Genomic DNA, 21,747 nt, shown 5'->3' with positions numbered 1-21,747 from the left:
GTGGTTCATGCAGACCAACAAGGAGATGGACGGCGGGGACAACCGGGCTGTGTTGAAGGCTCGGTTGGGGTCGCCGATCGGGTTGCTCGCGGTGGACGGATCTGAGGCTGTCGGATGGGTTGCCGTTGCTCCGCGGGCCTCGTATTCGCGGTTGGCGCGGTCGAAGATCACTGCGCCGGTGTCCGAGGACATCTCTGACGTGTGGTCGGTGACTTGCTTCTATGTTCGGCGGGACTCGCGGCGTCAGGGCGTGACTTCGCTGCTGTTGGACGCTGCTGTGTCCCATGCGGCCAAGGCCGGGGCTCGGGCTGTCGAGGGGTATCCGATCGATACCGAGGGACGCAAGCTGCAGGCTGGGGAGCTGTACCACGGGCGGTTGGAGATGTTCCTCGGCGCCGGGTTTGAGTTGGTTGAGAGGCGGGGGACTCGGCGGGCGTTGGTTCGTCGGGGGCTGTGATTTTGAGTCGCCTGGTCCGTGGCGTTCCCTGGCTTGCGGGTTGATGGCACGCCTGTTGCGTTGGGCGACCGCCGGTTCCGTAGGTGGGTTGCGTCCGTTGGTTGGTGTGCGCCGGGACCGCTCGGGAAGTACGGCTCGCCTTCGGCATCGCGTAAGGGCGTCTGGCTCACCCAGGTGCGTAAGGGGCCGGTGCGGGTGGTCAGGTCCTGGTTGTGAACATGCCGGTTGCCACGAACTTGTAGACCAGCTCGTCACCCCGGTGAGCCATGCCTGCGAACTCCACCAGGCCCAGGGTTGGCCTGGTCTTTGAGCGGCGGGCGCTCAGGACCTCGGCTGAGAAGGTCAGTGTGTCGCCTGCGTAGACCGGGGCCAGCCAGGACAGTTCGCGGCCGCCCGGTGAACCCTGGGAGGTGGAGTTGGAGAGGACCTTGTCCACCCAGCTCCGCATCCACAGGGAGGCTGTGTACCAGCCTGAGGCGGACAGGCCGCCGAAAATCGAGTTTCGGCCCGCTTCCTCGTCCAGGTGGAACGGCTGGGGGTCGAACTTCGTTGCGAAGTCCACCATCTCGTTCCGGTCGACTACGACCTCGCCGAGCGGGATGATTCGGCCGGCAGGCAGATCCTCGAAGGCGATCACGCGTTGATCGTAGTAACTGAATTCGCTCGGAACCGATCTAAAGGCGACGGCGTCCAAGAGCCCGAGCCCAGGGCTATGCGTGTGAGGGGGACTCGGTGGACGACCACCGTGCGCAGGTCGAGGAGCTGCTCGCCGACTACCGGCGCAGCCGCGAGCAGTTGGCGTCTGTTCAGCGTGAGCTTGCTGCTGTTGTCGGACGGGCCAGCAGTCCGGACGGGACGGTCACGGCTGTTGTGGGTGCCGGGGGGAAGCTCGCCTCGTTGGAGTTGTCCGAGTTGGCGTATCGGCGGCATCGGCCTGAGCAACTGGCCGAGTTGATCGTGCGGACTGTTGCCGCGGCTGCTGCTTCTGCTGCTGAGGACACGTACAAGGCGTTGAGCACGGTGTTGCCTGCGTCCACGGATCCTGCGGCGCTGGTTGCTGGGACCGCGAACCTGCAGCCTGCCGAGTACGAGGTGGACGACACCGAGACTGTGGATCTCGGTAGGCCTGTTCGGCGGCGTGTTGATGATGATGAGGACAACGAGCAACGGGAGAGCTGGCTCGACTCCGAGCTCATCGACAGGAGGGTGCGATGACCGGGTACCAGGCCGACCTCGAGCGGTTGGACGCCGGGGCCGGGGAGTTGCGCGGGTTTGCCGGGCAGGCCACGGAGATCGCTGGGGCGCTGGACAAGGCGTTGGCTGCGTTCGGGGCCTGTTGGGGTGATGACGCTGTTGGACGCAGTTTTGCGGCGTCGCACGAGAAGCCTTCTGGGGATGCGTCGGGGGCGTTGTCCGCGCTCGCGACGACGTTGGGGGACGTGGGCGACAAGCTCGCTGCTACTGCCGAGACGTACCGGCACGTTGAGCAGAGCAACGCGGCCGGGATGAGAAGGTTGGACGGCTGACCATGGGCATCGAGCTTCCCGCCGAACTCACCGAGGTGGCCGCCAAGGCCGGTGTCACGTGGCCCAAGGCGGACGAGGACGCCATGCGCGCCAGTGCCACCGCGTGGCGCGATGCGGGCGACAAGATCAAGGGCCTCGGCACTTCGTCTGATGGTGCGGCGAATCGTGCGTTGGAGGGGTTGAGCGGTTCTGCTGGTGACGCGGCTCGTGGCCGGTGGGCCAAGGTCGTGGCGCCGGACGGTGAGCTGCAGAAGGCTGCCCGCGGTTGTCATGCCGCCGCTGATCGTCTTGACCACGCCGCCCAGCAGGTGGGTGCCGCGAAGGTCGAGATCGTTCGCGAGCTGACGACGCTGGCCAAGAACAACGACGCCGCGCACGCTTCTGCTTCGGCGGGCAACCCCAACGCTTTGCTCGGGCTCGACACGTTGACGCGAGGTGCCGCGGCGAACGTCGCGAACCTCCAGAACACCCTGTCGTCGGCGATCCGCCTCGACAGCGGTGTGGACATGGGCCAGGCGTCGCCTCCGGTCAACACCGCGCCAGGCGCTCACGGGCCCGGCGGTGGCGGTGGTGGCGGCTTGCTCGGTCCGGTCGGGAACCTCGTCGGTGGCGTGGTGGCTCCGGTCGCCGGGGTTGTTGCTCCGGTCGTTGAGGCGGTTGCCCCGGTGGCTGGGGCGGTCACCGCTCCGGTGGCGCCGGTGGTTGGCGCTGTGACTGCGCCGGTCGCGCCGGTTGTCGGTGCCGTGACGGATGCCGCCGCTCCTGTTCTCAATGCGGCTGCTCCCGTGACCGCGCCTGCTGCGGCCGTTGTCGCGCCCGTCCTCGACTCCACGCCTGGTGTCCGCGACGCCGTCGGTCCGGTGCTGGACGCCGTTGATGGTCCTGGCGAGGGACACGGTCGTGGTGAGGGCGAAGGTCCGGGCCGTGGAAACGGTCAGGGCGAAGGCAGGCCTCAGGTCCTGCCCGGACTGGTCACCGAGGTGGGCCAGGCGGTTCCGCAGGTGGTCGCGCCGGTCGCGGACGTGATCCCGAGCGTTCAGGGCACCCTCGGGCCCATCGCCGAGAACACGACGCAGGCCTCGGCCGCGGTCCTCGACCCGACGCTGGTTCGCGGCGCCGAGATGCCCGGCCAGACGTCCGCCGCGCCTCAGGCCTCCGCGCCCGCGGCCCCGGCCGCACCCGCCGCCCCGAACGTCGGCAGCCCGCTCGGCGGTGCGCCGGTCGGTGGTCTGGGCGGTGCCGTTGGTGGTGCTGTGGGTGGTGCTGTGCCGTCGGCGGCTCCGGCTGCTGGGCAGCTCGGTGCGGTCGTTGGTCAGCAGCAGCAGGCGACTGGTCAGGCTCAGCAGGGTCAGGCGGCTCAGCAGGCCGCCAAGTCGCCTGAGGCCAGGGCTGCCGAGGCGAAGGTCGGCGAGGCCAAGGCAGCTGCCCAGGCCACGGCGGCCAAGACCGGTGTGCCGGGTGCCGTTTCGGCGACCGGTCAGGCTGTGGGCGGCCAGGTCGGCCAGGCGCTCGGCGGCCAGTCCGGCAACCAGCTTCCCGGCCAGGTCGGCAACCAGACCCCCGGTCAGCCAGGCCAAGGCGGCAACCAACCCTCCGGCCAGGGGCAGCAGGGTCAGACAGGCGGCAAGGACGCTCTCGCCAAGGACCCGGCCAAGGATCCCCTCAAGGACGCGCTGGCCAAGGATCCGGCACTCGGCGACCTCGGCTCCGACGCCGCCATTCCGGGCACCCAGAAGGTCGGCGAGACCATCGCTGCTCCTGCGGCTCCGGGGGCCGGAGTCGACCTCGGCACGGGAGCTCCGGTCGCGGGCGTGAACCACGGCGCCGGCGCTCACCAGACCGTTGCCTCGGCGCCGGTCGAGGGCGGTCACCAGAGCCCCCTCACCGATCGGCTCGAAAGCCGGGATCAGGCCCTGGCCGCCCCCGGCGTCGCTTACGACGTGGCTCGCCACTCCTTCAACGCGGCTGCGGTCGGCAGCTGGTTCATGGCGATTTTTCTGGGTTCGAACCAGGCCCCGCGCCTGTCCCGGAAGCCGGCCAGGCAGCTTCCCGCACCACCGCAGCAGGAAGAGCAGCAGACGGCCCCGACGTTCGCCCCGCAGGACCACCCGCAGGCGAGCCTGGTCGACACCGCCTTCCCCCAGTCCGCGACGACGACTGAAGGCCTCGGCAAGGACCACCCGATCGTGCAAGAGCTGATGGTCGGCTACGACCCGTTGGCCGGCATGCACGAACGCGACTGGGAGAGCCTCTTCCTCAACGAGGACGGCTCCCCGAGGTGGCCGCAGGAACGCGAGGGCGGCTACGAGGACAGCCAGCCCGACGTTCTGAAGGAAGGATCCGAGCTCGACCGGTTCGGCACCCCGGAAGGCCGCGTGCTGTCGGCGCTGAACACCCCGTACAAGGAACGTTCGCTGCCCCCGCAGGCCGCGGAAGAGGGCTACCACCGGTACCGCGTCACCAGGGATCTGCCCGTGCACCGCACGATCAGCGCGCCCTGGTTCGGCCAGCCCGGTGGCGGTGCCCGGTACCGCACCACCTACCCCGTCGCGGACCTCGTCGCGCTCGGCTACCTCACGGAGATCACCGCATGAACGTCGAGTCGCTGCCCGAGTGGCTGACCAGGATCGGCGTGCCCGAGGACGTCTTCAGCATCGGTGAGGAGGCGGACCAGCGCTGGTGCCTCCTCACCGACGAGGACGGCAAGGGTCACGAGGTGTTCTGGCAGGAGCAGGGCAACCGCTACGACTGGGCCCGGTTCGACGACGAGAGCGTGGCGTGCCACTACCTCTTCGGCCGGCTGGCGTGGGCTCAGGTAGCGCGCGGAACCCTCACCGTGCCAACAGCTTGAGCGCGGCCTCGTGCAGGTGGCCGTTCGACGTCAGCACGTTGCCGCCGTCGTAACGCTCCACACCGGACAGATCGGTGAAACGGCCACCTGCCTCGGTCACCAGCACCTGGAACGGGGCGATGTCCCACGGGTTCGCCACGGCCTCAGGTGCGAGGTCGATGGCGCCCTCGGCGACCAGGCAGTGCTGGTAGAAGTCGCCGAACGCGCGGCTTTCCCAGGTCGCGTCCACCAACGCCAAGAAGGCCTCGCGTGAGTGGTATTCCACCCACGTCTTGATGTCCGTTGTGGACACGTACGCGTCCTCAAGAGAGCGCACGCCGGACACGGAGATCGGGCGCGTGCCAGAAGAATCCGACGCGAAAGCGCCCGAACCCGCAGCCGCCCACCAACGGCGGCCCAGCGCGGGCGCGGACACGACACCCACGACCGGCACCCCGTCGACCACCAGGGCGATCAAAGAAGCCCACACAGGTACGCCGCGCAGGAAGTTCTTCGTGCCGTCGATCGGGTCGAGCACCCAGACGCGCGAGGCGTCCAGCGTGCCGCCGCGCTCCTCGCCCATGACGACGTCGTCCGGGCGTTCCGAAGTCAAGATCGAACGGATCGCGTCCTCGACCGCGACGTCGGCGTCCGTCACGGGCGTGCGGTCCGGTTTGCGCTCCACCGCGAGGTCGTGAGCGCGGAATCGTGCGGCGGTGATCGCGTCGGCGGCGTCGGCGAGGCGGAGGGCCAGTTCGAGATCAGCATCGTGGCGTGACACGCGGCGATCGTTCCACGAATACGCTGGGCGCCGTGAGCGTGGTGTTGCTGGCCGAGGACGATCCGGCCATCGCGGAACCGCTCTCCCGCGCGCTGACGCGGGAGGGTTATTCAGTGCAGGTCGTGGGGGACGGGCCGAGTGCCTTCGAAGCCGCGGTCGCCGGGGGCATCGACCTCCTGGTGCTCGATCTCGGGCTGCCCGGCATGGACGGTCTGGAGGTCTGCCGCAGACTCCGGCAGAACGGCAGAGGCATCCCCGTGCTGATGCTCACAGCTCGTGCGGACGAGGTCGACTTCGTCGTCGGGCTCGACGCGGGTGCGGACGACTACGTGGCGAAGCCCTTCCGCCTCGCCGAGCTGATGGCCCGCATCCGGGCCCTGCTGCGCCGCCGCGCGCCCGGAACGCTGGAGGTCAACGGCGTGCGCGTCGACCTGGCCGCCCGCCGCGTGACCGTCGACGGCGGTGAGATCCAGCTCGCGAACAAGGAGTTCGAGCTCCTCAAGGTGCTCATCCAGCGCGCGGGCCAGGTCGTGAGCCGCGACGAGATCCTCTCCGAGGTCTGGAACGACCCGGACCTCAAGGGCAGCAAGACGCTCGACATGCACATGTCGTGGCTGCGCAGGAAGCTCGGCGACGGCACCCCGAACTCCGCCGAGAAGCGCATCGCGACCGTGCGCGGCCGCGGTTTCCGCTTCAACGCCGACTGATGCGCCGCCGGATACTGCGGGCGATCCTGCTCGCCGTTGCCGTCACGGGGATCGTGCTCGGCCTCCCGCTGGGCTACTCGGCGTTGCAGCTGGTCGAAGACAACGCCCGCGGCGACCTGGCCGAGGACGCCCAGAGGATCGCGACCCTCCTCGACGACCAGCTCGCCAACCGCCAGAGCGTCGACGTCGAGGCCGTCAAGATCGTCATGCCCGCAGACGGCCGCCTCACCGTGACCTCGGGCGGCACGACCAGCGTCACCGGTCCATCGCCCGGCACCGACCCGCTGACCGTCGAACTGTCGATCGCCCAGCAGGGCAAGGTCGTGCTGGAGATCCCGTCCGGCCCGATGCACACCACCCAGGCCCAGGTCGCGGGCCTGGTCCTGCTCCTGCTCGCGTTGTCCGTCGGCACCGGCACCGTCGTCGCCCTGGTGACCGCGCAAACGCTTGCCCGACCTCTCGGCTACGTCGCCGCCCGCGCGTCCCGTCTGGGCGCCGGCGACTTCCGCGCCGACGAGCAGCGCTACAACATCGAGGAGCTGGACGCGGTCTCCGAGGCCCTCGACACCTCGGCCACGGCGCTGGCCCGCCTCGTCCAACGCGAACGCGAGCTGGTCGGCGACGTCTCCCACCAGCTCCGCAGCCGCCTGACCGCGCTCCAGCTCCGGCTCGAAGCCCTGGCCGAGCACCCCGAGCCGGACACCGCGGCAGAGGCCCGCGCCGCTCTCGAACAGGCCGAACGCCTGGCTGCCGTGCTGGACGAACTCCTCGCTGCCGCGCGCGCGGCCCGAGCCGTCGGCGCCGAGCCGTTGGAGCTGCGACCGGCCCTGAACGCCATCGCCGAGGAGTGGCGCGAACAGGTCAAAAGCGCTGGTAGGGCACTCAGGGTGCGCGTGCCGGAAGGCCTGCTTGCCCGTGCCACACCCGCTCGCCTGAGAGAAGCAATCGGCGTGCTCCTCGACAACGCGCTGATGCACGGCGAGGGCAACGTCGTCGTCTCCGCGCGCAGCGAAGAGGGCACGGTCGTGGTCGAGGTCAGCGACGGCGGGGCCGGCGTGCCCGACGAACTGGCAGCGCACATCTTCGAGCGCGGCGTCTCCGGCGGCGGCTCGACCGGCGTCGGGTTGGCGCTGGCCAGGGCGTTGGTCGACGCGGACGGCGGCAGGCTGGAACTCTCGACGGCGCGCCCGGCGACGTTCGCGGTCTTCCTGCCGGTGCCGAAGGCTCAGGATGTGGTGGGAATCTCCTGGAGGACGCCGAGCACCCCGCGCTGAAAACGGCCTACGAGTGGCCGAGCGCCTCTTCCTCGTCCAACGGCCGCGGCCCGCGCGCGTTCTCCTCCGGGAACACCCAGTTCTTGTACCCGTACCAGCGGAAAGCCATCGCGATCAGCGTGCCGATGATCTGCGCGCTGAGGAAGTCCGCGATCTCCTCGGTGAACCGCGACACGTGCGGCTCCTGCAGGTGGAACGCGTATCGCGAGACCCACAGCGGTGCCGAGTTCAGCACGATGCCGATGCCGTTGACCAGGAAGAACAGCGCTGCCTCGTGGTGGCGTTCGCGCCCGCCACGGGTGCGGAACGACCACTCCCGGTTGAGGATGTACGACACGATCGTGGCGACCAGGGTCGCGATGATCTTCGCCGTCACCGGGTTGTTCGGCAGGATGATGGTCTTGATCCCGAAGAACAGGACCGTGTCGATCACGAAGCACGTGCCCCCGACCAGGGCGAACTTGACTAGTTCACGATGCTTCAGCGCGATCGATCGGATCGGCTCCGGAAACCTGGAGACCACTGTTTCGGCTAGGGACACGGGGTGAGTCTACGGAGATCGGGTGAACGCGCCGGTCCGGTCGAGCGCCGGCGTCCGGGAAGACCCACCGTCGCATCGCCCAGAACTTGAAGCCCGTGGCGAGCAACATGCCGATGATCGAGCCCGAGACGAAGTCCGCGATCTCCTCGGTCATCACCGAGACGACGGGCGACTGCAGGCCGAAGAGGTGCCGCGACAACGTCAGCGGCAGGATGTTGATGCCCACGCCGATGCCGCTGACCAGGAAGAACAGTGCCGCCTCGTGGTGGCGCTCGCGGCCGCCGCGGGTGTGGAACGACCATTCGCGGGACAGCACGTACGAGGCGATGATCGCCACCAGCACGCCGATGACCTTCGCCGTCACGACCTTGTCGGTCAGCACGGTGAGCTTGAGCGCGTACCAGACGCCGTTGTCGATGAGGAACGTCGTGCCGCCCACCAACGCGAACCGGATCATCTCGCGGTGCTTGTGAAGCAGGAACTGGAGTGGTTCTGGCAACCGGCTCATGGCACGGCGAACGACTGGCAGCACCGCGCCAGCTTACGGATCAAGACCGAGCCGCCCGCCCCCGGGTGTCACCTTCGGCCACCCAGAGGCATGGGACCTGCGCGTTCAGTTACTTGACAAGATCAACTAAAGATCGACTTCCCGATCAGCTCCGCGGCGGCTTGCACGGCCAGCCGAGGAGGTCCGGGATCAACGGCGGTCGCCAGCCCGGCCACGGCTCGCACGGCGGGGACGTCGGCGGCGGCGTGGTCGGCACCGGGGTCGACGGTGGCACGGTCGGGGTTGGCGTCGAAGGCGGAGGTGCCGGTGTCGGGTTGGGCGTCGGCAGCGGCAACGGAAGCGGCAACGTCGGCTTGCCCGGGGTCGTCGGATCCGCGGGCACCGTCGGCTTGGCGGGCGGCGTCGTGGTCGTCGGCGGCACGGTGGTGGGCGCGGTCGTCTCCGGCGGCTTCACCACGTCGTCGACCGGCGGGTGGTCCGGCCGCATCTTCACCGGCACGGTCACGGTCTTCTTCGCGTTGCCCAGCGACGCCGTGACGGTGATCGTCCCGCCCCGGTGCGGCAGCCCGAACGCCCAGACGGACATCCGGAACTTGTCCTCTTTGTCCAGGTCGGTGACGCAGTGGATCGAGTTCTTGTCCGTCCGCGAGCACTCCCGGCACGGCGTGAAGATCACGATGTTCTCCGACGACGACACGTCGAGCTTCAACGTGCCGGCGCGCGGGCCCTTGTTGCGGACCTGCACGTCGACGCGCGGGTCCCAGAACACCTCGTGCCACGTCGACACGGTCAGCTCGATGTCGTCGTTCACCGGCGGCACGTCGACCGCGACGCTGACGTTGACCGAGATCGCGGTGCCCGCGCTGATGGTGCCGGTGATCGTGCCCGGTTGGGCGTCCGGCGTCGCACGCAGCCGGAACAGGAACGTCGCCTGGCCGGCGGGCGCGATGCCGGACGGCGTCGAGCAGGTGATCGTGCCGCCACCGGCCGGGCAGTTCACGGTCTGGTCGGTGGCGCCGTCCGGTTGCAGCAGGCGTGCGGCGAACGACGAGGGTCCACCTGTCGACAGCACGCCCGGCGGCAGGTTCAGCACCATGCTCGCGGGCGGTGCCGGGGTGCCGCCGGTGTTCCGGACGGTGATCGGGAAGTCCTTGGGCTCCTCGCCGGGCGTCAGTGTGAACCCGCTCGGCGTGGTCGGCGTGAGCGACGGCGGTGCGGGGGTCGGCTCCGGGGTCGGCGTCGGGGCCGGGGGCTCCGGAGGCGGCGCGGGCGTCGGCAGTTGCGGAGATGGCGTCGGCTGCTGAGGTGCCGGCGTGGGCACCTGTGGCTGCGGCGGAGGCGGCTGAACGACGGTCTGCGCTGGTGGCGGCGGTTCGGCGGCCTGCACCGTCGGCACCTGCTGGTTCGAACCGCCCGCGGTCAGCGCGATGACGACAGCGGCGGCGACCGCTGCGGCGGAACCACCGACGGTGACCAGCTGGCGGGGGATCGAGGCACCGACCGCGCCCGCACCGCCGGCCGCCGCACCGGCACCGACGACAGCCGTGGTCGTGCCGGCGACGGCCAGGTAGGTCGTGGCGCCCACACCCAGCACCAGCGGGGCGACGAAGATCCGCAGCGCGCCGTTGACGTCCCTGAGCTCTGCGGCCAGCGCCCGGCACCGGCCGCACTCGTCGAGGTGCGTCTCGACCTGGGTGGCCTCGCGCTTGGACAGACCACCTCGGGTCCACGCGCCGAGCCGGTCGACGGTCGCGCGGCAGCGTTCGGCCTCGGTCTCGGACAGGTGCATCTGCAGGTACTGCTGCTTGAGGCCCTCACGGGCGCGGTAGGCGAGCGCGGACACGCCGTTCGCCGTCAGGCCGAGCAGCGGGGCGACCTCGGCGGGCGACTGACCCTCGATCTCGGTGTGCCAGAGCACCATCTGCCAGCGCTCGGGCAGTGCGGCGAACGCGCGGGCGGCCATCGACCGTTCGAGCCCGGCCACCGCGGTGTCGCTGAACGCCACGGCGGGCGCGACGTCGGTCATGTCCTCGGTGAGGTCGACCTTCTTGTCGCGGCGGGTCTTGTCGTAGGCGGTGTGGCGCAGAGCCGTGAGCAGGTAGGCGCGGAACGCCGAGTCGGGGCCGCGGCCGGCCCGGAGCGTGTCGAGGACCTTCGCGAACGCCTCGGAGACCAGGTCGTCGGCCTCGGCCTGCGAGCGGGCCAACTGGCGGGCGAGGTTGTAGGCCGCCGAGACGTGCCGTTCGTACAACTGGCCGTAGGCGTCGATGGTCCCCGCGCGCACGGACTCGATGAGTTCCGCGTCGCTTGGCCCCTGGACGTCTGCAGGAACGGTCGCCAAGTCTCTGTCCCCTCCTCGCGGCGCTCAGTGTGACGTACGACGCCGCGAAGAGTCATCTCAATCCCCCACGCGGGTTGCGTCACGAACCGGAAGTGAGCGCGTCTCCCACCTGGAATCGGGAGAGCTGAAGGGAGACCGGGTGGGTGTCGCACAAGCGGAACGCCTGCTGAAGTCGAGGTGGCGGACCGCCACCATGGCTGCCGGCTGGGCGTTCCCCGCAGACTGGCCGCTCGCCGAGGTCGACGAGGTGTGCGCGGCGATGCTGGAGAACACCGACCCCGGTGACGCGCTGGTCCGGCTGGGCCGTGCGCGTGCCGAGGCGGGAGCGGGACTCAGTGAGACGCTGCTCGACCTGGCCGCGCTGCACGCCGTGCTGACCGACGCGTCGCACATCGTGTCGCCGAACGTCGACGCGCTCCCTTCGCGGATGTTGCGGATGACGGCGTTGGGGTGGGCGGACGTGGTGACGAAGCAGGCCGGCGACTGCGCGGCAGAGGACCCTCTGACCGGGCTGGCGACAGCCGCGTATCTGAGGACCAGGCTGGGCGAGGTGTACCGGGAGTCCCCCGTCGCGCCCCTCGACTACGCGTTGGTGCTGCTGCGGCTGGACGTGCACCGCGCGTCGGGCTGGTCCCGCGTCGTCGCGATGACCCTGGTCTCGGACGCCCTGCGCACCGTGTTCGACGGCGGCGAGACGTTGGCGACCCTCGGTCCGTGCGTTGCCGCGGTGCTGGTCAGACGTGACGAAGTGCTGGCGCGTCGGGTCTCCAACCTGCGCGTTCTAGCTGCCGACCGGCTCGCCGACGACCCCAACGTGCGCCCTGCCGGGCCCGCGAAGGTCTGGATCGAGAAGTTGCCGGACACGCACGCCGAGGCGTGCACGCTCCTCACCTCGCTCGGGCGCTGACTCCCCCTGTCCCGCGCCCGTGTTCTCTCCCGTGTCCCCACCGGGGTGCTTCCCAACGCCCGCAGAAGTGTTCTATTGTCCTAGTTCACTAGAACAATCTGGGGAGCGTGTGTGGTCGAGTTCCACGTCGACCGCGGCAGCGGCTATCCCGCGTACCTGCAGCTGGGTCAGCAGGTCAGGGAGGCGTTGAGGCTCGGCTGGCTGCAGCCGGGTGATCGGCTGCCGACGGTCCGCGACGTCGTCGCGAGCAGCGGGGTGAACGCGAACACCGTGCTGAAGGCCTACCGCGAGCTCGAGCTCGCCGGCCTCGTCGAAGCCCGTCAGGGCTCCGGCACCTTCGTCAAGGCCTCCCTGGGGTCCGCCGCCCCCGAGGACCTGGACCCGTTGCGCGCCAAGTTGGCCGTCTGGGTCGCGGAGGCACGCTCCGCCGGGTTGGAGGACGAGGACATCTACGCGCTGCTGCGCGAGGTGCTGAGTGGGGGAGCGCAATGAGCGTGGTTGCGGCCAAGGTGTCGAAGTGGGCGGTGCGTGACGTCTCCTTCGAACTACCGCCGGGCAGTGTCACCGCCCTGGTGGGGGCCAACGGCTCTGGCAAGTCGACGTTGCTGAACATCCTGGCCGGGCACCTGCCGCCGGAGTCGGGGCACACGTCGATCGCGGGCCGCGTCGCGTACGTGCCGCAGCACAAGCCGATGTACAAGGGCTTCAAGGTTGCGGACGTCCTCGAGTTCGGCCGGCGCATGAACACCGTGTGGGACAACGAACGCGCCGACGACTGGCTGACCAGGTACAAGGTGCCGCGCCGGTTGCAGATCGGCGACCTGTCGGGCGGGCAACGCACCCACGTGACCCTCGCGCTGGCGTTGGGTTCGCGTCCGGACGTGCTGATGCTGGACGAGCCACTGTCCGAACTGGACCCTCTGGCGCGCCGCAAGGTCATGCGGGAGTTGTTGACCGAGGTGAACGACAACGGCATGACGCTGGTGTTCTCCACCCACGTCGTCGCCGAGATCGGTGGCGTGGCGGACAGGTTGCTGCTGCTCGCCAACGGACGCCTGCTCGTGGACGGCGGCACCGACGAGTTGCTGGAGGAGCACGTTCTCTACACCGGGCCACGGGTCTCAGACGCTCCTGTGGAGGGACGCGTGGTGCTCGCGAAGCACAGCCAGTCGCAGTCGCAGTACCTCGTGCGCTCCGGCGGCACGCAGATCGCCGAACCGTGGACAGCGCGGTTCGTGACGCTGGAGGAGCTGGTCGTGGCGCACCTGGAGCGTGCCGCGTGAACACGATGTTGTGGCTGACCTGGCGTCAGCACCGCTGGACGATCGCCGCCACGGCAGCGCTCGCATTGCTGGGCGCGTACTCGCTGCTGTCCACGGAGATCGGGAATGCCCGGTACGACTCGATGCCGATCGCGGGCTTCTACGGGCTGATGGTGCAGCTCTCCTTCGGTGCCGTGATCGGCATGTTCTGGGGCGCCCCGCTGATCGCCCGCGAACTGGAGGAACGCACCTACTTCGTGGCGTGGGGTCAGGACGTGACGCCGGCAGTGTGGCTGCGCGGCAAGGTGCTGGTCCTCGGCGGACTGGCCGTCGTGCTGGGCCTCGCCGTGGGCGCCGGCGACGGTTTCAGCGGTGCGCAGAAGTCGTGGTCGCAGTTCGAGGGGAGCCCGCTGGTCCAGGCCGGCTACGCGTTCCTGGGCTTCGCACTCGGTGTGCTCGTCGGCCTGCTGACCCGGCACGTGGTGACGGCGATCGCGGCGACGTTGGTGTTCTACACGTTGATCCGTGCCGTGCAGGCCGCGCTGATGCGTGATCACTACATGCCGGTGGAGCGCTCGATCGCCCGCTGGGAGAGCACGGTCGACGTGCCACCGAGTGCGCTGGAGATCGCCCGCGGTTTCGTGGGACCCGATCTCGACCCGGTACCGCTGACCGACCTGTGCGAGGGCCTGCCGAACCCGAACAGCTGCATGCGCGCCTCGAAGACGGCCATCGGCACGTACGTCGACTACCAGCCGATCGATCGGCTGGTGATCTTCCAGGTCGTCGAGTTCGTCATCTGCGCGTTGATCGCCGCGGGCCTGCTCTTCCTCACGTTCCGGCTGCTGCGCCGTGGCGGCGGGTGGAAGCCGTCCCGCTCCCACCGCCGCCTCGAGTCCGAGGAGTCCGTCGAACCGGTTCAGAGCACGCCGGAGGTCGCCGCGGCCCAGGCAGAGGGGTAGCGCGGACGGAACGCGAGCTCCCGCTGCGCGCGGTTCGTCGACACTATCCCGTGCCACGGGTCGAACACCTGCTGAACGGCCTCACTGGGGGTGATGCCGTTCAGCAGGTGCAGCTCGACGGCCCCCGAGCACGACCAGCGGTTGGTGATCCACACCGCACCCGAGGGCAGCGTCACCTCGCGGAGGCTGGCTCTGCTGGTGAGCGCGGAAGAAGCCGCAGGTAGGATGCCTGAACCGTGGACTCCCGTACCCGTCTTCCCGTCGTCGGCATGATCGGCGGCGGGCAGCTCGCCCGCATGACGCACCAGGCCGCGATCCCGCTCGGCCAGTCGCTTCGCGTGCTCGCCGTCTCCGAGAACGACCCCGCCGCACTGGTCGCGCGGGACGTGGTGCTCGGCACGCACACCGACCTGGACGCGTTGCGCGCGTTCGCGAAGGGCTGCGAGGTCGTCACGTTCGACCACGAGCACGTGCCTTCCGAGCACCTGCGCGCGTTGGTCGCGGACGGCGTGAAGGTGCACCCCGGTCCGGACGCGCTGCAGTACGCGCAGGACAAGCTGAAGATGCGGGTGCGGCTGGCCGAGCTGGGGCTGCCCGTGCCGCCGTTCGCCGAGGTCCACGAAGTGCGCGACGTGATGCGCTTCGGTGCGGCTCACGGCTGGCCGTGCGTGCTGAAGGCGGTCCGCGGCGGCTACGACGGGCGCGGCGTGTGGATGTTGAACCAGCCGCACAGCGCCGAGCTGGTCGTGCCCGAGCTGCTGGAGGCCGGGACGCCGCTGATGGTCGAGCAGTGCGTGCCGATGCGCCGCGAGCTGGCGGCCGTGGTCGCGCGCTCACCGTTCGGGCAGGGCGCGGCGTGGCCGGTCGTCGAGACGGTGCAGTCCGAGGGCATCTGCGTCGAGGTCCTGGCCCCCGCTCCCGGGTTGGACGGCGCCGCGGCCCAGGAGCTGGCGCTCAAGGTCGCCGACGCGTTGGGCGTGGTCGGCGTCCTGGCCGTCGAGCTGTTCGAGACGGCGGACGGCGTGGTCGTGAACGAGCTCGCGATGCGCCCGCACAACTCGGGCCACTGGTCGATCGAGGGCGCGCGCACGTCCCAGTTCGAACAGCACCTGCGCGCGGTCCTGGACTACCCGCTGGGCCGCACCGACCTGATGGCGCCGGCCGTGGTGATGGCGAACGTGCTCGGCGCTTCCGAACCGCCCGCGATGGGCCCCGACGAGCGCGTGCACCACCTGTTCGCACGCTTCCCGGACGCGCACGTGCACCTCTACGGCAAGGAGGAACGGCCGGGCCGCAAGATCGGCCACGTGACGTTCCTCGGCAACGACATGACCGATGTCCGCCACCGCGCCCGGTTGGCCGCGGACTGGCTGTCCACCGGTGTTTGGAACGACGGCTACGACATTCACGGGAGTGCGGAGTGACTCAGGTTGGCGTGATCATGGGCAGCGACTCGGACTGGCCGGTGATGAAGGCCGCCACCGAAGCGCTCGCCGAGTTCGACGTCTCGTTCGAGGTGAGCGTCGTCTCCGCGCACCGCACCCCGCAGCGCATGCTCGACTACGCGAACTCGGCGGCAGGTCGTGGTCTTCGTGTGATCATCGCGGGCGCGGGTGGCGCGGCTCACCTGCCCGGCATGGTCGCCTCGGCCACCGTGCTCCCGGTCATCGGCGTCCCCGTGCCGTTGAAGTACCTCGACGGCATGGACTCCCTGCTCTCCATCGTGCAGATGCCCGCAGGCATCCCGGTGGCCACCGTCTCAGTCGCCGGCGCGCGTAACGCGGGCCTTCTGGCTGTTCGCATCCTGGCTGCTTCGGACACCGCGCTGCAGGAGCGCGTGGCCCGCTTCCAGGCAGAACTCGAGCAGCTCGTACTAGACAAGGACGCGGCGCTGCAGAAGTCCCTCTGAGTGCTCAACAGCACACCGGCGACCGTAGTGAACGGGCGCTAACATCGTGCTGAGTACTCGCTACCGGGAGGTAACAAGGTGAACCCGAGCTTCGGCACCTACCAGCTCGCCGAGGAGCACGAGGCGCTGCGAGAGGCCGTCCGCTCGCTCGCCGAGAAGGAGATCAAGCCGTTCGCGGCCGAGGTCGACGAGAACGAGCGCTTCCCGGTGGAGGCCCACAACGCCCTGGTCAAGTCCGGCTTCGCGGCCGTCCACGTCCCCGAGTCGTACGACGGCCAGGGCGCGGACTCCGTGGCGACCTGCATCGTCATCGAGGAAGTGGCCCGCGTCTGCGCGTCCTCCTCGCTGATCCCGGCCGTGAACAAGCTCGGCACCATGCCGATCCTGCTGTCGGCCTCCGAGGAGCTCAAGCAGCTCGTCATGCCGTCCATCGCCTCGGGCGAGGCCATGGCGTCCTACGCGCTGTCCGAGCGCGAGGCCGGCTCGGACACGGCCTCGATGCGCACCAGGGCGCTTTTGGACGGGGACCACTGGGTGCTGAACGGCACCAAGTGCTGGATCACCAACGCCGGCGAGTCCACCTGGTACACGGTGATGGCGGTCACGGACCCCAACGCTGCCAAGAAGTCCGCCGGCATCTCGGCGTTCGTCGTGCACAAGGACGACCCCGGCTTCTCGGTGGGCCCGAAGGAGCGCAAGCTCGGCATCAAGGGCTCGCCGACCCGCGAGATCTACTTCGAGAACTGCACGATTCCCGCCAACCGGATCATCGGTGAGCCCGGCACCGGCCTGAAGACCGCGCTGAAGACGTTGGACCACACGCGTCCGACCATCGGTGCGCAGGCCGTCGGCATCGCGCAGGGTGCTCTTGAGGCCGCGGTCGCGTACGTCAAGGACCGCAAGCAGTTCGGGAAGTCCATTTCGGACTTCCAGGGCGTGCAGTTCATGCTCGCCGACATGGCCATGAAGATCGAGGCCGCGCGCCACATGGTCTACGTCGCTGCGGCGAAGGCCGAGCGCGGGGAGCCGAACATCGGCTTCATCACCGCTGCTGCCAAGTGCTTCGCGTCCGACGTGGCCATGGAGGTCACCACCGACGCCGTGCAGCTGTTCGGTGGCGCCGGCTACACGCGTGACTTCCCGGTCGAGCGCATGATGCGTGACGCCAAGATCACGCAGATCTACGAGGGCACGAACCAGATCCAGCGCGTCGTGATGTCGCGCGCCGTGCTCAACGGCTGAGGTTCGTACGCGGACGGCCCGGAGGCACTCGCCTCCGGGCCGTTTTCGTCAGGCGGCCACACAGGTGCCGATCGCCTCACCGATCGCACCCTTCGCGCCCAGCACGCACGCCGACTCCGCGGTCAGCGACTTGTCCGAGATCTGCTGGGCGAAAGCGATGGCGACGTTCATCATCCGTGTCGGGCTGCCGCTGTCCACGGCCTCCTTCACCGCTTTGGCACGGGCTTCCTCTGTCGTGCAGCTGATGTCGGTGCCGAACTTGTCGACCCGAGGTAGCCACAACGCCTTCTGGCCGGACGGGCACGGCGCGACCTGCCACCTTGTCGCCTCCGAGGCCTCGGCGAACGGGGCGGACAGCACGACGAAGCCGAGCGTGAGGGCGAGAGCTGCTAGGAGACGTCCCATGAGCTCGAACGTAACTCCGGGTCGGCGACTCGACCGGGGGAACCGGGACCACGGTCGGTGACTACGCTCCGTCCAGTTTCGCGCGCACGTCCGCGGCGTCCTGGTGCCGCACGTCCTCCAGGATGCTCAGGGCCCGGCGCCACGACGAGCGGGCGGCCGTCGAGTTGCCGAGCGCGGAGTGTGCGTCGCCCAGGCGGTCGTGGAGCTCGGCGATCGAGTGCTGGTCACCGCCTTCCTCACGCAACGGGACCGCCCGCGTGAAGAGTTCGACGGCCACCGCGAAGGCGCCCAGCCGGTACTGCGTGTAGCCGAGGCTGTCCAGCACGATCGCGATGCCCTGGGTGTCGCCGAGCTTCTCCATCACCGCCAGCGCCGAAGTGCAGTACGGCAACGCTTCGGCGGCGCGGCCCATGATCGCGAGCTTCTCGCCGATGGCGTTGAGAGCGCGGGCTTCCGCGTACTCGTTGCCGCACAGGCGGTAGAGGTGCAGGGCGCGTTCGTACTGCGTGAGGGCGTCGGTTTCCTTGCCGCGCCTGGACAACAGCCAGGCGAAGTTCATGCGGGCGTGTGCCTCGGAGATCTCGTCGCCCAGCGAGGCGAACATCGTGATCGCGCGGTCGTAGTGGTGGTCGGCCTCGTCGTCGCGGTCCACGTAGGCGTGGACACCGGCCAGGTGACGGTGCGCCATTGCCTGCATCGGCAGCGAATCCATCCGCAGCCCGGCGTTCAGGGCCGCGGTGTGCAGCGGGATCGCCTCGTCCCAAAGGCCGCGGTAGTTGAAGAACGACGCCAGCGCGCGGGCCAGCTGCCACACGTGAATGTCCGAAGTGGACGAGAGCGAGAGCGCGGTCAGCACCTGGCGTTCGGCGTCGAACCACGCCCACGCCTGACGCACCGTCGACAGCACGACCGGAGGCGCTGCGGGTTCGGGTAGCGAGAACGGACCTCTGTTGGGCTGCAACAACATCGCGGCGTCACGCGCGGTGTGCAGGTAATGGTCCAGCAACCGCAGGTCGTCGTCCGGGGCCAGTTCGGATGCGTATTCGCGCACCAGGTCGTGCATCGCGTAACGGCCGGGAGCGGAGACGAAGACCAGTGAAGCCTCGACCAGTTCGTCCAGCAGCGGAAGGACGTCGGTGCCGGCGAGCGCCGCAGCGGCCGGGGCGGCGAAATCCGGTCCGGGATGCAGGCCCAGCAACGAGAACAGTCGTCTCGCTTGAGCGCTCAACGCGCCGAGCGACCACGAGAAGACCGAGCGGACATCCGCGCGAGGATCGTTGTCCGACAACGTGTCCAGGCCCGAGCACACCGCATCGGCGCGAGCGGCGGCGATCGCAAGCGCCAGCGGCAGACCGGCGCACACGGACACGATGCCCGGCCTCGCAGCGGCAGAAACGCCGCGGCAGTCCAGAAGCCGGTCGGCTTCTGTCGTCGACAACACGTCCAGCGTCACGGGAACCGCACCCTCGACCGCGACCAGCCCGGTCAACGCCACCCGGCTCGTGACGACGACCTGGCACCCCGGAGCACCCGGCAGCAGCGGCCGGACGTGCTCGGCGTCGCGGGCGTTGTCCAACACGATCAGCACGCGTTTGTCCGCCAGCAAGCTGCGAAAACGTGCGGAGCGCGCCGCGAGACCCGCCGGAATCGACGCCGCCGGCACCCCGAGCGCCTCCAGAAAGCCGTGCAGGGCCTCAAGAGCGGGCATCGGCTGGCCGACCGGGTCGAAACCGCGCAGGTTGACGTGCAGCTGCCCGTCCGGGAAACGTGCCCGAACCCGATGTGCCCACTCGACGACGAGCGTCGTCTTGCCGACGCCCGCAGTCCCGGACACGACCGCGATCGAGCCGGAAATCGCTGTGAGTGCTGTTAGTTCGGCCTCCCGCGCCACAAACCTCGCCAGCCGCAACGGAAGCTGCGCTGGCACCGAACGCGGCGGCTCGGCCCGCAACAACCGCCGGTGAGCCTCCACCAGTTCGGGACCGGGATCGACGCCGAGCTCGTCGGCCAGCAGCCGCCGCACCCGGTCGAAAACGGCCAGCGCGTCGGCCCGCAGATCGGCAGCGGCCAGCACTCCGATCAACCGCGCGTGCAACGGTTCGTGCAGCGGGTGTTCCTCGGCCAACGCGCGCAGCCACGGCAACGCCTCCGCCGGACGGCCCACGGCATACGCGAGCAGCGCGTCTATTCGTTCGGAAACCAATGCGGTGGCAAGGGGATGCTCGCGCAGCTCGTCCACGTCCGCCAGCACCTGCCCACGCCACAACGCAAGTGCTCGGCCCAGCAGATCGAACGACTCCGGCGCGGTCTCCTGGTCGGCCGATCGGACCAACGACCGGAACGCAGCCAGATCAAGCCGGGAATCCGGCAGGCACAACCGATACCCGCCCGGCACCAGCTCCAACGGCACGACCGACCGCAACCGCGACACGTGCACCTGCACCTGCACCGAGCCGACCAGCTCCGCGAGCTCGTCCACAGCAACCGGAACACCGGGCGACAGCGCCAACCGGCCGAGCAGCACCCGCCGTTTGCCGCGCCCGACACCGGTTTCCATCTGTCCACGATGGACCGTCAACGGCCCGAGCACCGACAGCCGAACCTCACCGCTGTCCATCACTTGCGGCACCTCGATGTACGCGGCCGCCCGCAGCTCCTCGGCCTCGTTGCCGGTCAACCCCAACGCATCGATCAACGCCCGGACAGACCGCGGGTGCGGCCGGCGAGACCGCCCCTGTTCGAGGTCGCGAACAGCAGCAACGCTCATGCCCGCGCGGTCGGCGAGCTCACGCTGGCTCACCGACGCCTCGTGCCGTCTCAAGCGCAACAGCGAGTGGAAGGCGTCCACGCGCGGCACGGTAGTACGGGTTTGCTACGGGCAAGGGCCGTTTCGCGCGGATCGCAAGGCTGTCCCCCCACGAGGAGGGAGAAACCTTGAAGGCGAAAGCACTGGCGTTGCTAGGAGCCTTGGCGCTGACACTAGGCGCAACGGCCCCAGCGAACGCCTACACGCAGGAAGTGGTCGGTCAGTGGACCGAACCACCGCAGTTCAACTACATCAAGAACATCCCGTCGCCGCTCAACAGCCAGGTAGTGGCCTACGTGAGCATCGGCACCACGATGTACCGAATCAAGATGCGCGCGGGCAGCGGCAACGGCAACAAGAACGAATGCACCAACAACCAGGGCTGGCTGCCCGACGGCGTCTACAGCAACACCGACGCCGACGGCAACAGCCACTTCAAGCACTACAACAAGACCTGGGGCCACACCGTCGTGCGCGGCTGGGTCTGGGAACTGGGCAACAAGAAGACCCGCTGCGGCAACATGCGCACCGAGCTCTTCATCCACTCCCAGGGCACCAGCGGCTGGAGCGACTCGAACTACCGCTCCGAAGGCTGCATCAAGATCAACCAGGTCGACCGCACCTTCCTGCACAACCAGTTCGCCCGCTCCTACCAGCCCACCAAGGGCTACCTGAGCGTCTGGGGCAGCGGCGGCACGTGATGAGGCGCCTGGCACTGGGCTTCCTGGTGCTCGCGCTGACCGCCTGCGGCGCACAGGAGGACCCTGTGCGCCGCCAGGTCCTCAAGCACGAGGAGCTGATAGCAACCTGCATGCACCGCAACGGCTTCGACTACGTCGTCGCGGTGCCGGTCGACCTGGCGGTCCAAGAGGCCCGCCGAGCCGGCAAGCCCCTCGAACAGGCAATCGCCGAACGCCCCACGAACCCGAACGACACGCTGCTCGCCGCGCTCCCCGCAGATCGCCAGGCGGCGTGGGGCGACGCCCTGTACGGCACCGACACCACCGCGGGGTGCTTCAACGAGACGTATCGCGAGGCCTGGGGGAAGGGCCTCGAAGACCTCTCGGAGAAGTCCGAGCAGCTGGTGGCGAAGGTCCAAGCCGACCCTTCGGTGAAGAAGGCTCTCTCGGCTTACGTGGAGTGCATGCGCGGCAAGGGGTTCCGCGTGAGCAGCCCGGATGGCGTGTACGAGCTGGGTGAGGCGGCTGAGCCCGCCCACGCCGAGTGCGTCAAGCCGTACGAGACCGTCTACGACAAGGCCTACCTGAAGCACAGCCGCTGAGTCGGGG

24 protein-coding genes are annotated in these 21,747 nt (G+C 69.3%); 16 read left to right on the top strand and 8 right to left on the bottom strand.

The window, feature by feature from the left end; translation table 11 throughout:
• Nucleotides 1-7 precede the first annotated feature (7 nt).
• Nucleotides 8-457 carry a GNAT family N-acetyltransferase gene (locus LFM09_RS05310; protein ID WP_414095163.1) on the top strand — a complete coding sequence of 150 codons (450 nt, stop codon included), beginning with the start codon at nucleotides 8-10 and terminating at the stop codon, nucleotides 455-457.
• Nucleotides 458-656: 199 nt separating this feature from the next.
• On the opposite strand, the gene LFM09_RS05305 is transcribed toward LFM09_RS05310, so the two are convergent.
• Nucleotides 657-1,151, bottom strand: a complete 495-nt coding sequence (locus LFM09_RS05305) for a MaoC family dehydratase (protein ID WP_414095110.1) — start codon at nucleotides 1,149-1,151, stop codon at nucleotides 657-659.
• A gap of 38 nt (nucleotides 1,152-1,189) precedes the next feature.
• On the opposite strand from LFM09_RS05305, the gene LFM09_RS05300 reads away from it, so the two are divergent.
• The 4 genes from LFM09_RS05300 to LFM09_RS05285 are packed head-to-tail and all read left to right on the top strand — an operon-like array spanning nucleotide 1,190 to nucleotide 4,834.
• Nucleotides 1,190-1,672, top strand: coding sequence for a YbaB/EbfC family nucleoid-associated protein (locus tag LFM09_RS05300; protein ID WP_414095109.1), 483 nt, complete (start codon nucleotides 1,190-1,192; stop codon nucleotides 1,670-1,672).
• Entirely contained in the window at nucleotides 1,669-1,983 is a 315-nt protein-coding gene (locus tag LFM09_RS05295; RefSeq protein WP_414095108.1) for a WXG100 family type VII secretion target, read from the top strand. The genes LFM09_RS05300 and LFM09_RS05295 overlap by 4 nt, the downstream gene beginning before the upstream one ends.
• A 2-nt stretch (nucleotides 1,984-1,985) precedes the next feature.
• Entirely contained in the window at nucleotides 1,986-4,577 is a 2,592-nt protein-coding gene (locus tag LFM09_RS05290) for a TNT domain-containing protein (protein ID WP_414095107.1), read from the top strand.
• Complete coding sequence (locus LFM09_RS05285; protein WP_414095106.1) at nucleotides 4,574-4,834, top strand: hypothetical protein; 261 nt, start codon at nucleotides 4,574-4,576, stop codon at nucleotides 4,832-4,834. The genes LFM09_RS05290 and LFM09_RS05285 overlap by 4 nt, the downstream gene beginning before the upstream one ends.
• Here LFM09_RS05285 and hisN read toward each other — a convergent pair.
• Nucleotides 4,815-5,594, bottom strand: a complete 780-nt coding sequence (gene hisN, locus LFM09_RS05280; protein ID WP_414095105.1) for a histidinol-phosphatase — start codon at nucleotides 5,592-5,594, stop codon at nucleotides 4,815-4,817. The two genes, LFM09_RS05285 and hisN, sit on opposite strands and share 20 nt — an antisense overlap.
• A 32-nt stretch (nucleotides 5,595-5,626) precedes the next feature.
• On the opposite strand from hisN, the gene LFM09_RS05275 reads away from it, so the two are divergent.
• Together LFM09_RS05275 and LFM09_RS05270 are read left to right on the top strand one after the other, a co-directional pair.
• Complete coding sequence (locus LFM09_RS05275) at nucleotides 5,627-6,301, top strand: response regulator transcription factor (RefSeq protein WP_414095104.1); 675 nt, start codon at nucleotides 5,627-5,629, stop codon at nucleotides 6,299-6,301.
• Nucleotides 6,301-7,575, top strand: a complete 1,275-nt coding sequence (locus LFM09_RS05270; protein WP_414095103.1) for an ATP-binding protein — start codon at nucleotides 6,301-6,303, stop codon at nucleotides 7,573-7,575. Before LFM09_RS05275 ends, LFM09_RS05270 begins: the two co-directional genes overlap by 1 nt.
• Before the next feature lie 7 nt (nucleotides 7,576-7,582).
• Here LFM09_RS05270 and LFM09_RS05265 read toward each other — a convergent pair whose 3' ends face one another.
• The 3 genes from LFM09_RS05265 to LFM09_RS05255 form a co-directional block, all read right to left on the bottom strand.
• A complete protein-coding gene (locus LFM09_RS05265) occupies nucleotides 7,583-8,116 on the bottom strand; it encodes a GtrA family protein (RefSeq protein ID WP_414095102.1) in 534 nt (177 codons plus the stop codon).
• Nucleotides 8,046-8,645, bottom strand: a complete 600-nt coding sequence (locus LFM09_RS05260) for a GtrA family protein (RefSeq protein WP_414095162.1) — start codon at nucleotides 8,643-8,645, stop codon at nucleotides 8,046-8,048. The genes LFM09_RS05265 and LFM09_RS05260 overlap by 71 nt, the downstream gene beginning before the upstream one ends.
• Nucleotides 8,646-8,769: 124 nt before the next feature.
• Nucleotides 8,770-10,965 carry a sigma-70 family RNA polymerase sigma factor gene (locus tag LFM09_RS05255; protein ID WP_414095101.1) on the bottom strand — a complete coding sequence of 732 codons (2,196 nt, stop codon included), beginning with the start codon at nucleotides 10,963-10,965 and terminating at the stop codon, nucleotides 8,770-8,772.
• A 139-nt stretch (nucleotides 10,966-11,104) separates the two neighbouring features.
• Here LFM09_RS05255 and LFM09_RS05250 point away from each other — a divergent pair, with 139 nt between their 5' ends.
• The 4 genes from LFM09_RS05250 to LFM09_RS05235 all read left to right on the top strand — a co-directional run bounded on the left by LFM09_RS05250 (nucleotide 11,105) and on the right by LFM09_RS05235 (nucleotide 14,096).
• Entirely contained in the window at nucleotides 11,105-11,872 is a 768-nt protein-coding gene (locus LFM09_RS05250) for a GGDEF domain-containing protein (RefSeq protein WP_414095100.1), read from the top strand.
• A gap of 111 nt (nucleotides 11,873-11,983) precedes the next feature.
• The gene (locus tag LFM09_RS05245) at nucleotides 11,984-12,364 is read left to right on the top strand and encodes a GntR family transcriptional regulator (protein ID WP_414095099.1); all 381 of its coding nucleotides are present in this window, start codon (nucleotides 11,984-11,986) and stop codon (nucleotides 12,362-12,364) included.
• Entirely contained in the window at nucleotides 12,361-13,155 is a 795-nt protein-coding gene (locus LFM09_RS05240) for an ATP-binding cassette domain-containing protein (protein ID WP_414095098.1), read from the top strand. The genes LFM09_RS05245 and LFM09_RS05240 overlap by 4 nt, the downstream gene beginning before the upstream one ends.
• A complete protein-coding gene (locus LFM09_RS05235; RefSeq protein ID WP_414095097.1) occupies nucleotides 13,152-14,096 on the top strand; it encodes a hypothetical protein in 945 nt (314 codons plus the stop codon). The genes LFM09_RS05240 and LFM09_RS05235 overlap by 4 nt, the downstream gene beginning before the upstream one ends.
• Here the strand turns inward: LFM09_RS05235 and LFM09_RS05230 are convergent.
• Nucleotides 14,054-14,272 carry a hypothetical protein gene (locus LFM09_RS05230; RefSeq protein WP_414095096.1) on the bottom strand — a complete coding sequence of 73 codons (219 nt, stop codon included), beginning with the start codon at nucleotides 14,270-14,272 and terminating at the stop codon, nucleotides 14,054-14,056. The two genes, LFM09_RS05235 and LFM09_RS05230, sit on opposite strands and share 43 nt — an antisense overlap.
• A 60-nt stretch (nucleotides 14,273-14,332) precedes the next feature.
• On the opposite strand from LFM09_RS05230, the gene LFM09_RS05225 reads away from it, so the two are divergent.
• The 3 genes from LFM09_RS05225 to LFM09_RS05215 all read left to right on the top strand — a co-directional run bounded on the left by LFM09_RS05225 (nucleotide 14,333) and on the right by LFM09_RS05215 (nucleotide 17,247).
• Nucleotides 14,333-15,520: a 5-(carboxyamino)imidazole ribonucleotide synthase gene (locus tag LFM09_RS05225; RefSeq protein ID WP_414095095.1), complete on the top strand. Its 1,188-nt coding sequence runs from the start codon at nucleotides 14,333-14,335 to the stop codon at nucleotides 15,518-15,520.
• Entirely contained in the window at nucleotides 15,517-16,005 is a 489-nt protein-coding gene (purE, locus tag LFM09_RS05220) for a 5-(carboxyamino)imidazole ribonucleotide mutase (RefSeq protein WP_414095094.1), read from the top strand. The genes LFM09_RS05225 and purE overlap by 4 nt, the downstream gene beginning before the upstream one ends.
• A 78-nt stretch (nucleotides 16,006-16,083) precedes the next feature.
• A complete protein-coding gene (locus tag LFM09_RS05215; protein WP_414095093.1) occupies nucleotides 16,084-17,247 on the top strand; it encodes an acyl-CoA dehydrogenase in 1,164 nt (387 codons plus the stop codon).
• A 48-nt stretch (nucleotides 17,248-17,295) separates the two neighbouring features.
• Here LFM09_RS05215 and LFM09_RS05210 read toward each other — a convergent pair whose 3' ends face one another.
• Together LFM09_RS05210 and LFM09_RS05205 are read right to left on the bottom strand one after the other, a co-directional pair.
• Nucleotides 17,296-17,652, bottom strand: coding sequence for a hypothetical protein (locus LFM09_RS05210; protein ID WP_414095092.1), 357 nt, complete (start codon nucleotides 17,650-17,652; stop codon nucleotides 17,296-17,298).
• A gap of 61 nt (nucleotides 17,653-17,713) precedes the next feature.
• A complete protein-coding gene (locus LFM09_RS05205) occupies nucleotides 17,714-20,500 on the bottom strand; it encodes a BTAD domain-containing putative transcriptional regulator (RefSeq protein ID WP_414095091.1) in 2,787 nt (928 codons plus the stop codon).
• Nucleotides 20,501-20,586: 86 nt separating this feature from the next.
• Between LFM09_RS05205 and LFM09_RS05200 the strand changes: the two genes are divergently transcribed.
• Both LFM09_RS05200 and LFM09_RS05195 read left to right on the top strand, forming a co-directional pair.
• Nucleotides 20,587-21,159, top strand: a complete 573-nt coding sequence (locus tag LFM09_RS05200; protein ID WP_414095090.1) for a hypothetical protein — start codon at nucleotides 20,587-20,589, stop codon at nucleotides 21,157-21,159.
• Nucleotides 21,156-21,740, top strand: a complete 585-nt coding sequence (locus tag LFM09_RS05195; RefSeq protein WP_414095089.1) for a hypothetical protein — start codon at nucleotides 21,156-21,158, stop codon at nucleotides 21,738-21,740. Before LFM09_RS05200 ends, LFM09_RS05195 begins: the two co-directional genes overlap by 4 nt.
• The last annotated feature ends 7 nt before the right edge of the window (nucleotides 21,741-21,747 follow it).

The organism is Lentzea alba, from assembly GCF_047445655.1.
GTDB lineage: Bacteria > Actinomycetota > Actinomycetes > Mycobacteriales > Pseudonocardiaceae > Lentzea > Lentzea alba_A.
The sequence above is the reverse complement of the archived record's forward strand: the minus strand, read 5'-3'. Positions and strand labels throughout refer to the sequence as shown.

Excerpts from the sequence above, each read along its gene's own strand:
- LFM09_RS05310 (WP_414095163.1), top strand. The coding sequence starts at position 8 with ATGCAGACCAACAAGGAGATGGACGGCGGGGACAACCGGGCTGTGTTG.
- LFM09_RS05295 (WP_414095108.1), top strand. The coding sequence starts at position 1,669 with ATGACCGGGTACCAGGCCGACCTCGAGCGGTTGGACGCCGGGGCCGGG.
- LFM09_RS05290 (WP_414095107.1), top strand. The coding sequence starts at position 1,986 with ATGGGCATCGAGCTTCCCGCCGAACTCACCGAGGTGGCCGCCAAGGCC.
- LFM09_RS05285 (WP_414095106.1), top strand. The coding sequence starts at position 4,574 with ATGAACGTCGAGTCGCTGCCCGAGTGGCTGACCAGGATCGGCGTGCCC.
- LFM09_RS05270 (WP_414095103.1), top strand. The coding sequence starts at position 6,301 with ATGCGCCGCCGGATACTGCGGGCGATCCTGCTCGCCGTTGCCGTCACG.
- LFM09_RS05240 (WP_414095098.1), top strand. The coding sequence starts at position 12,361 with ATGAGCGTGGTTGCGGCCAAGGTGTCGAAGTGGGCGGTGCGTGACGTC.
- LFM09_RS05210 (WP_414095092.1), bottom strand. The coding sequence starts at position 17,652 with ATGGGACGTCTCCTAGCAGCTCTCGCCCTCACGCTCGGCTTCGTCGTG.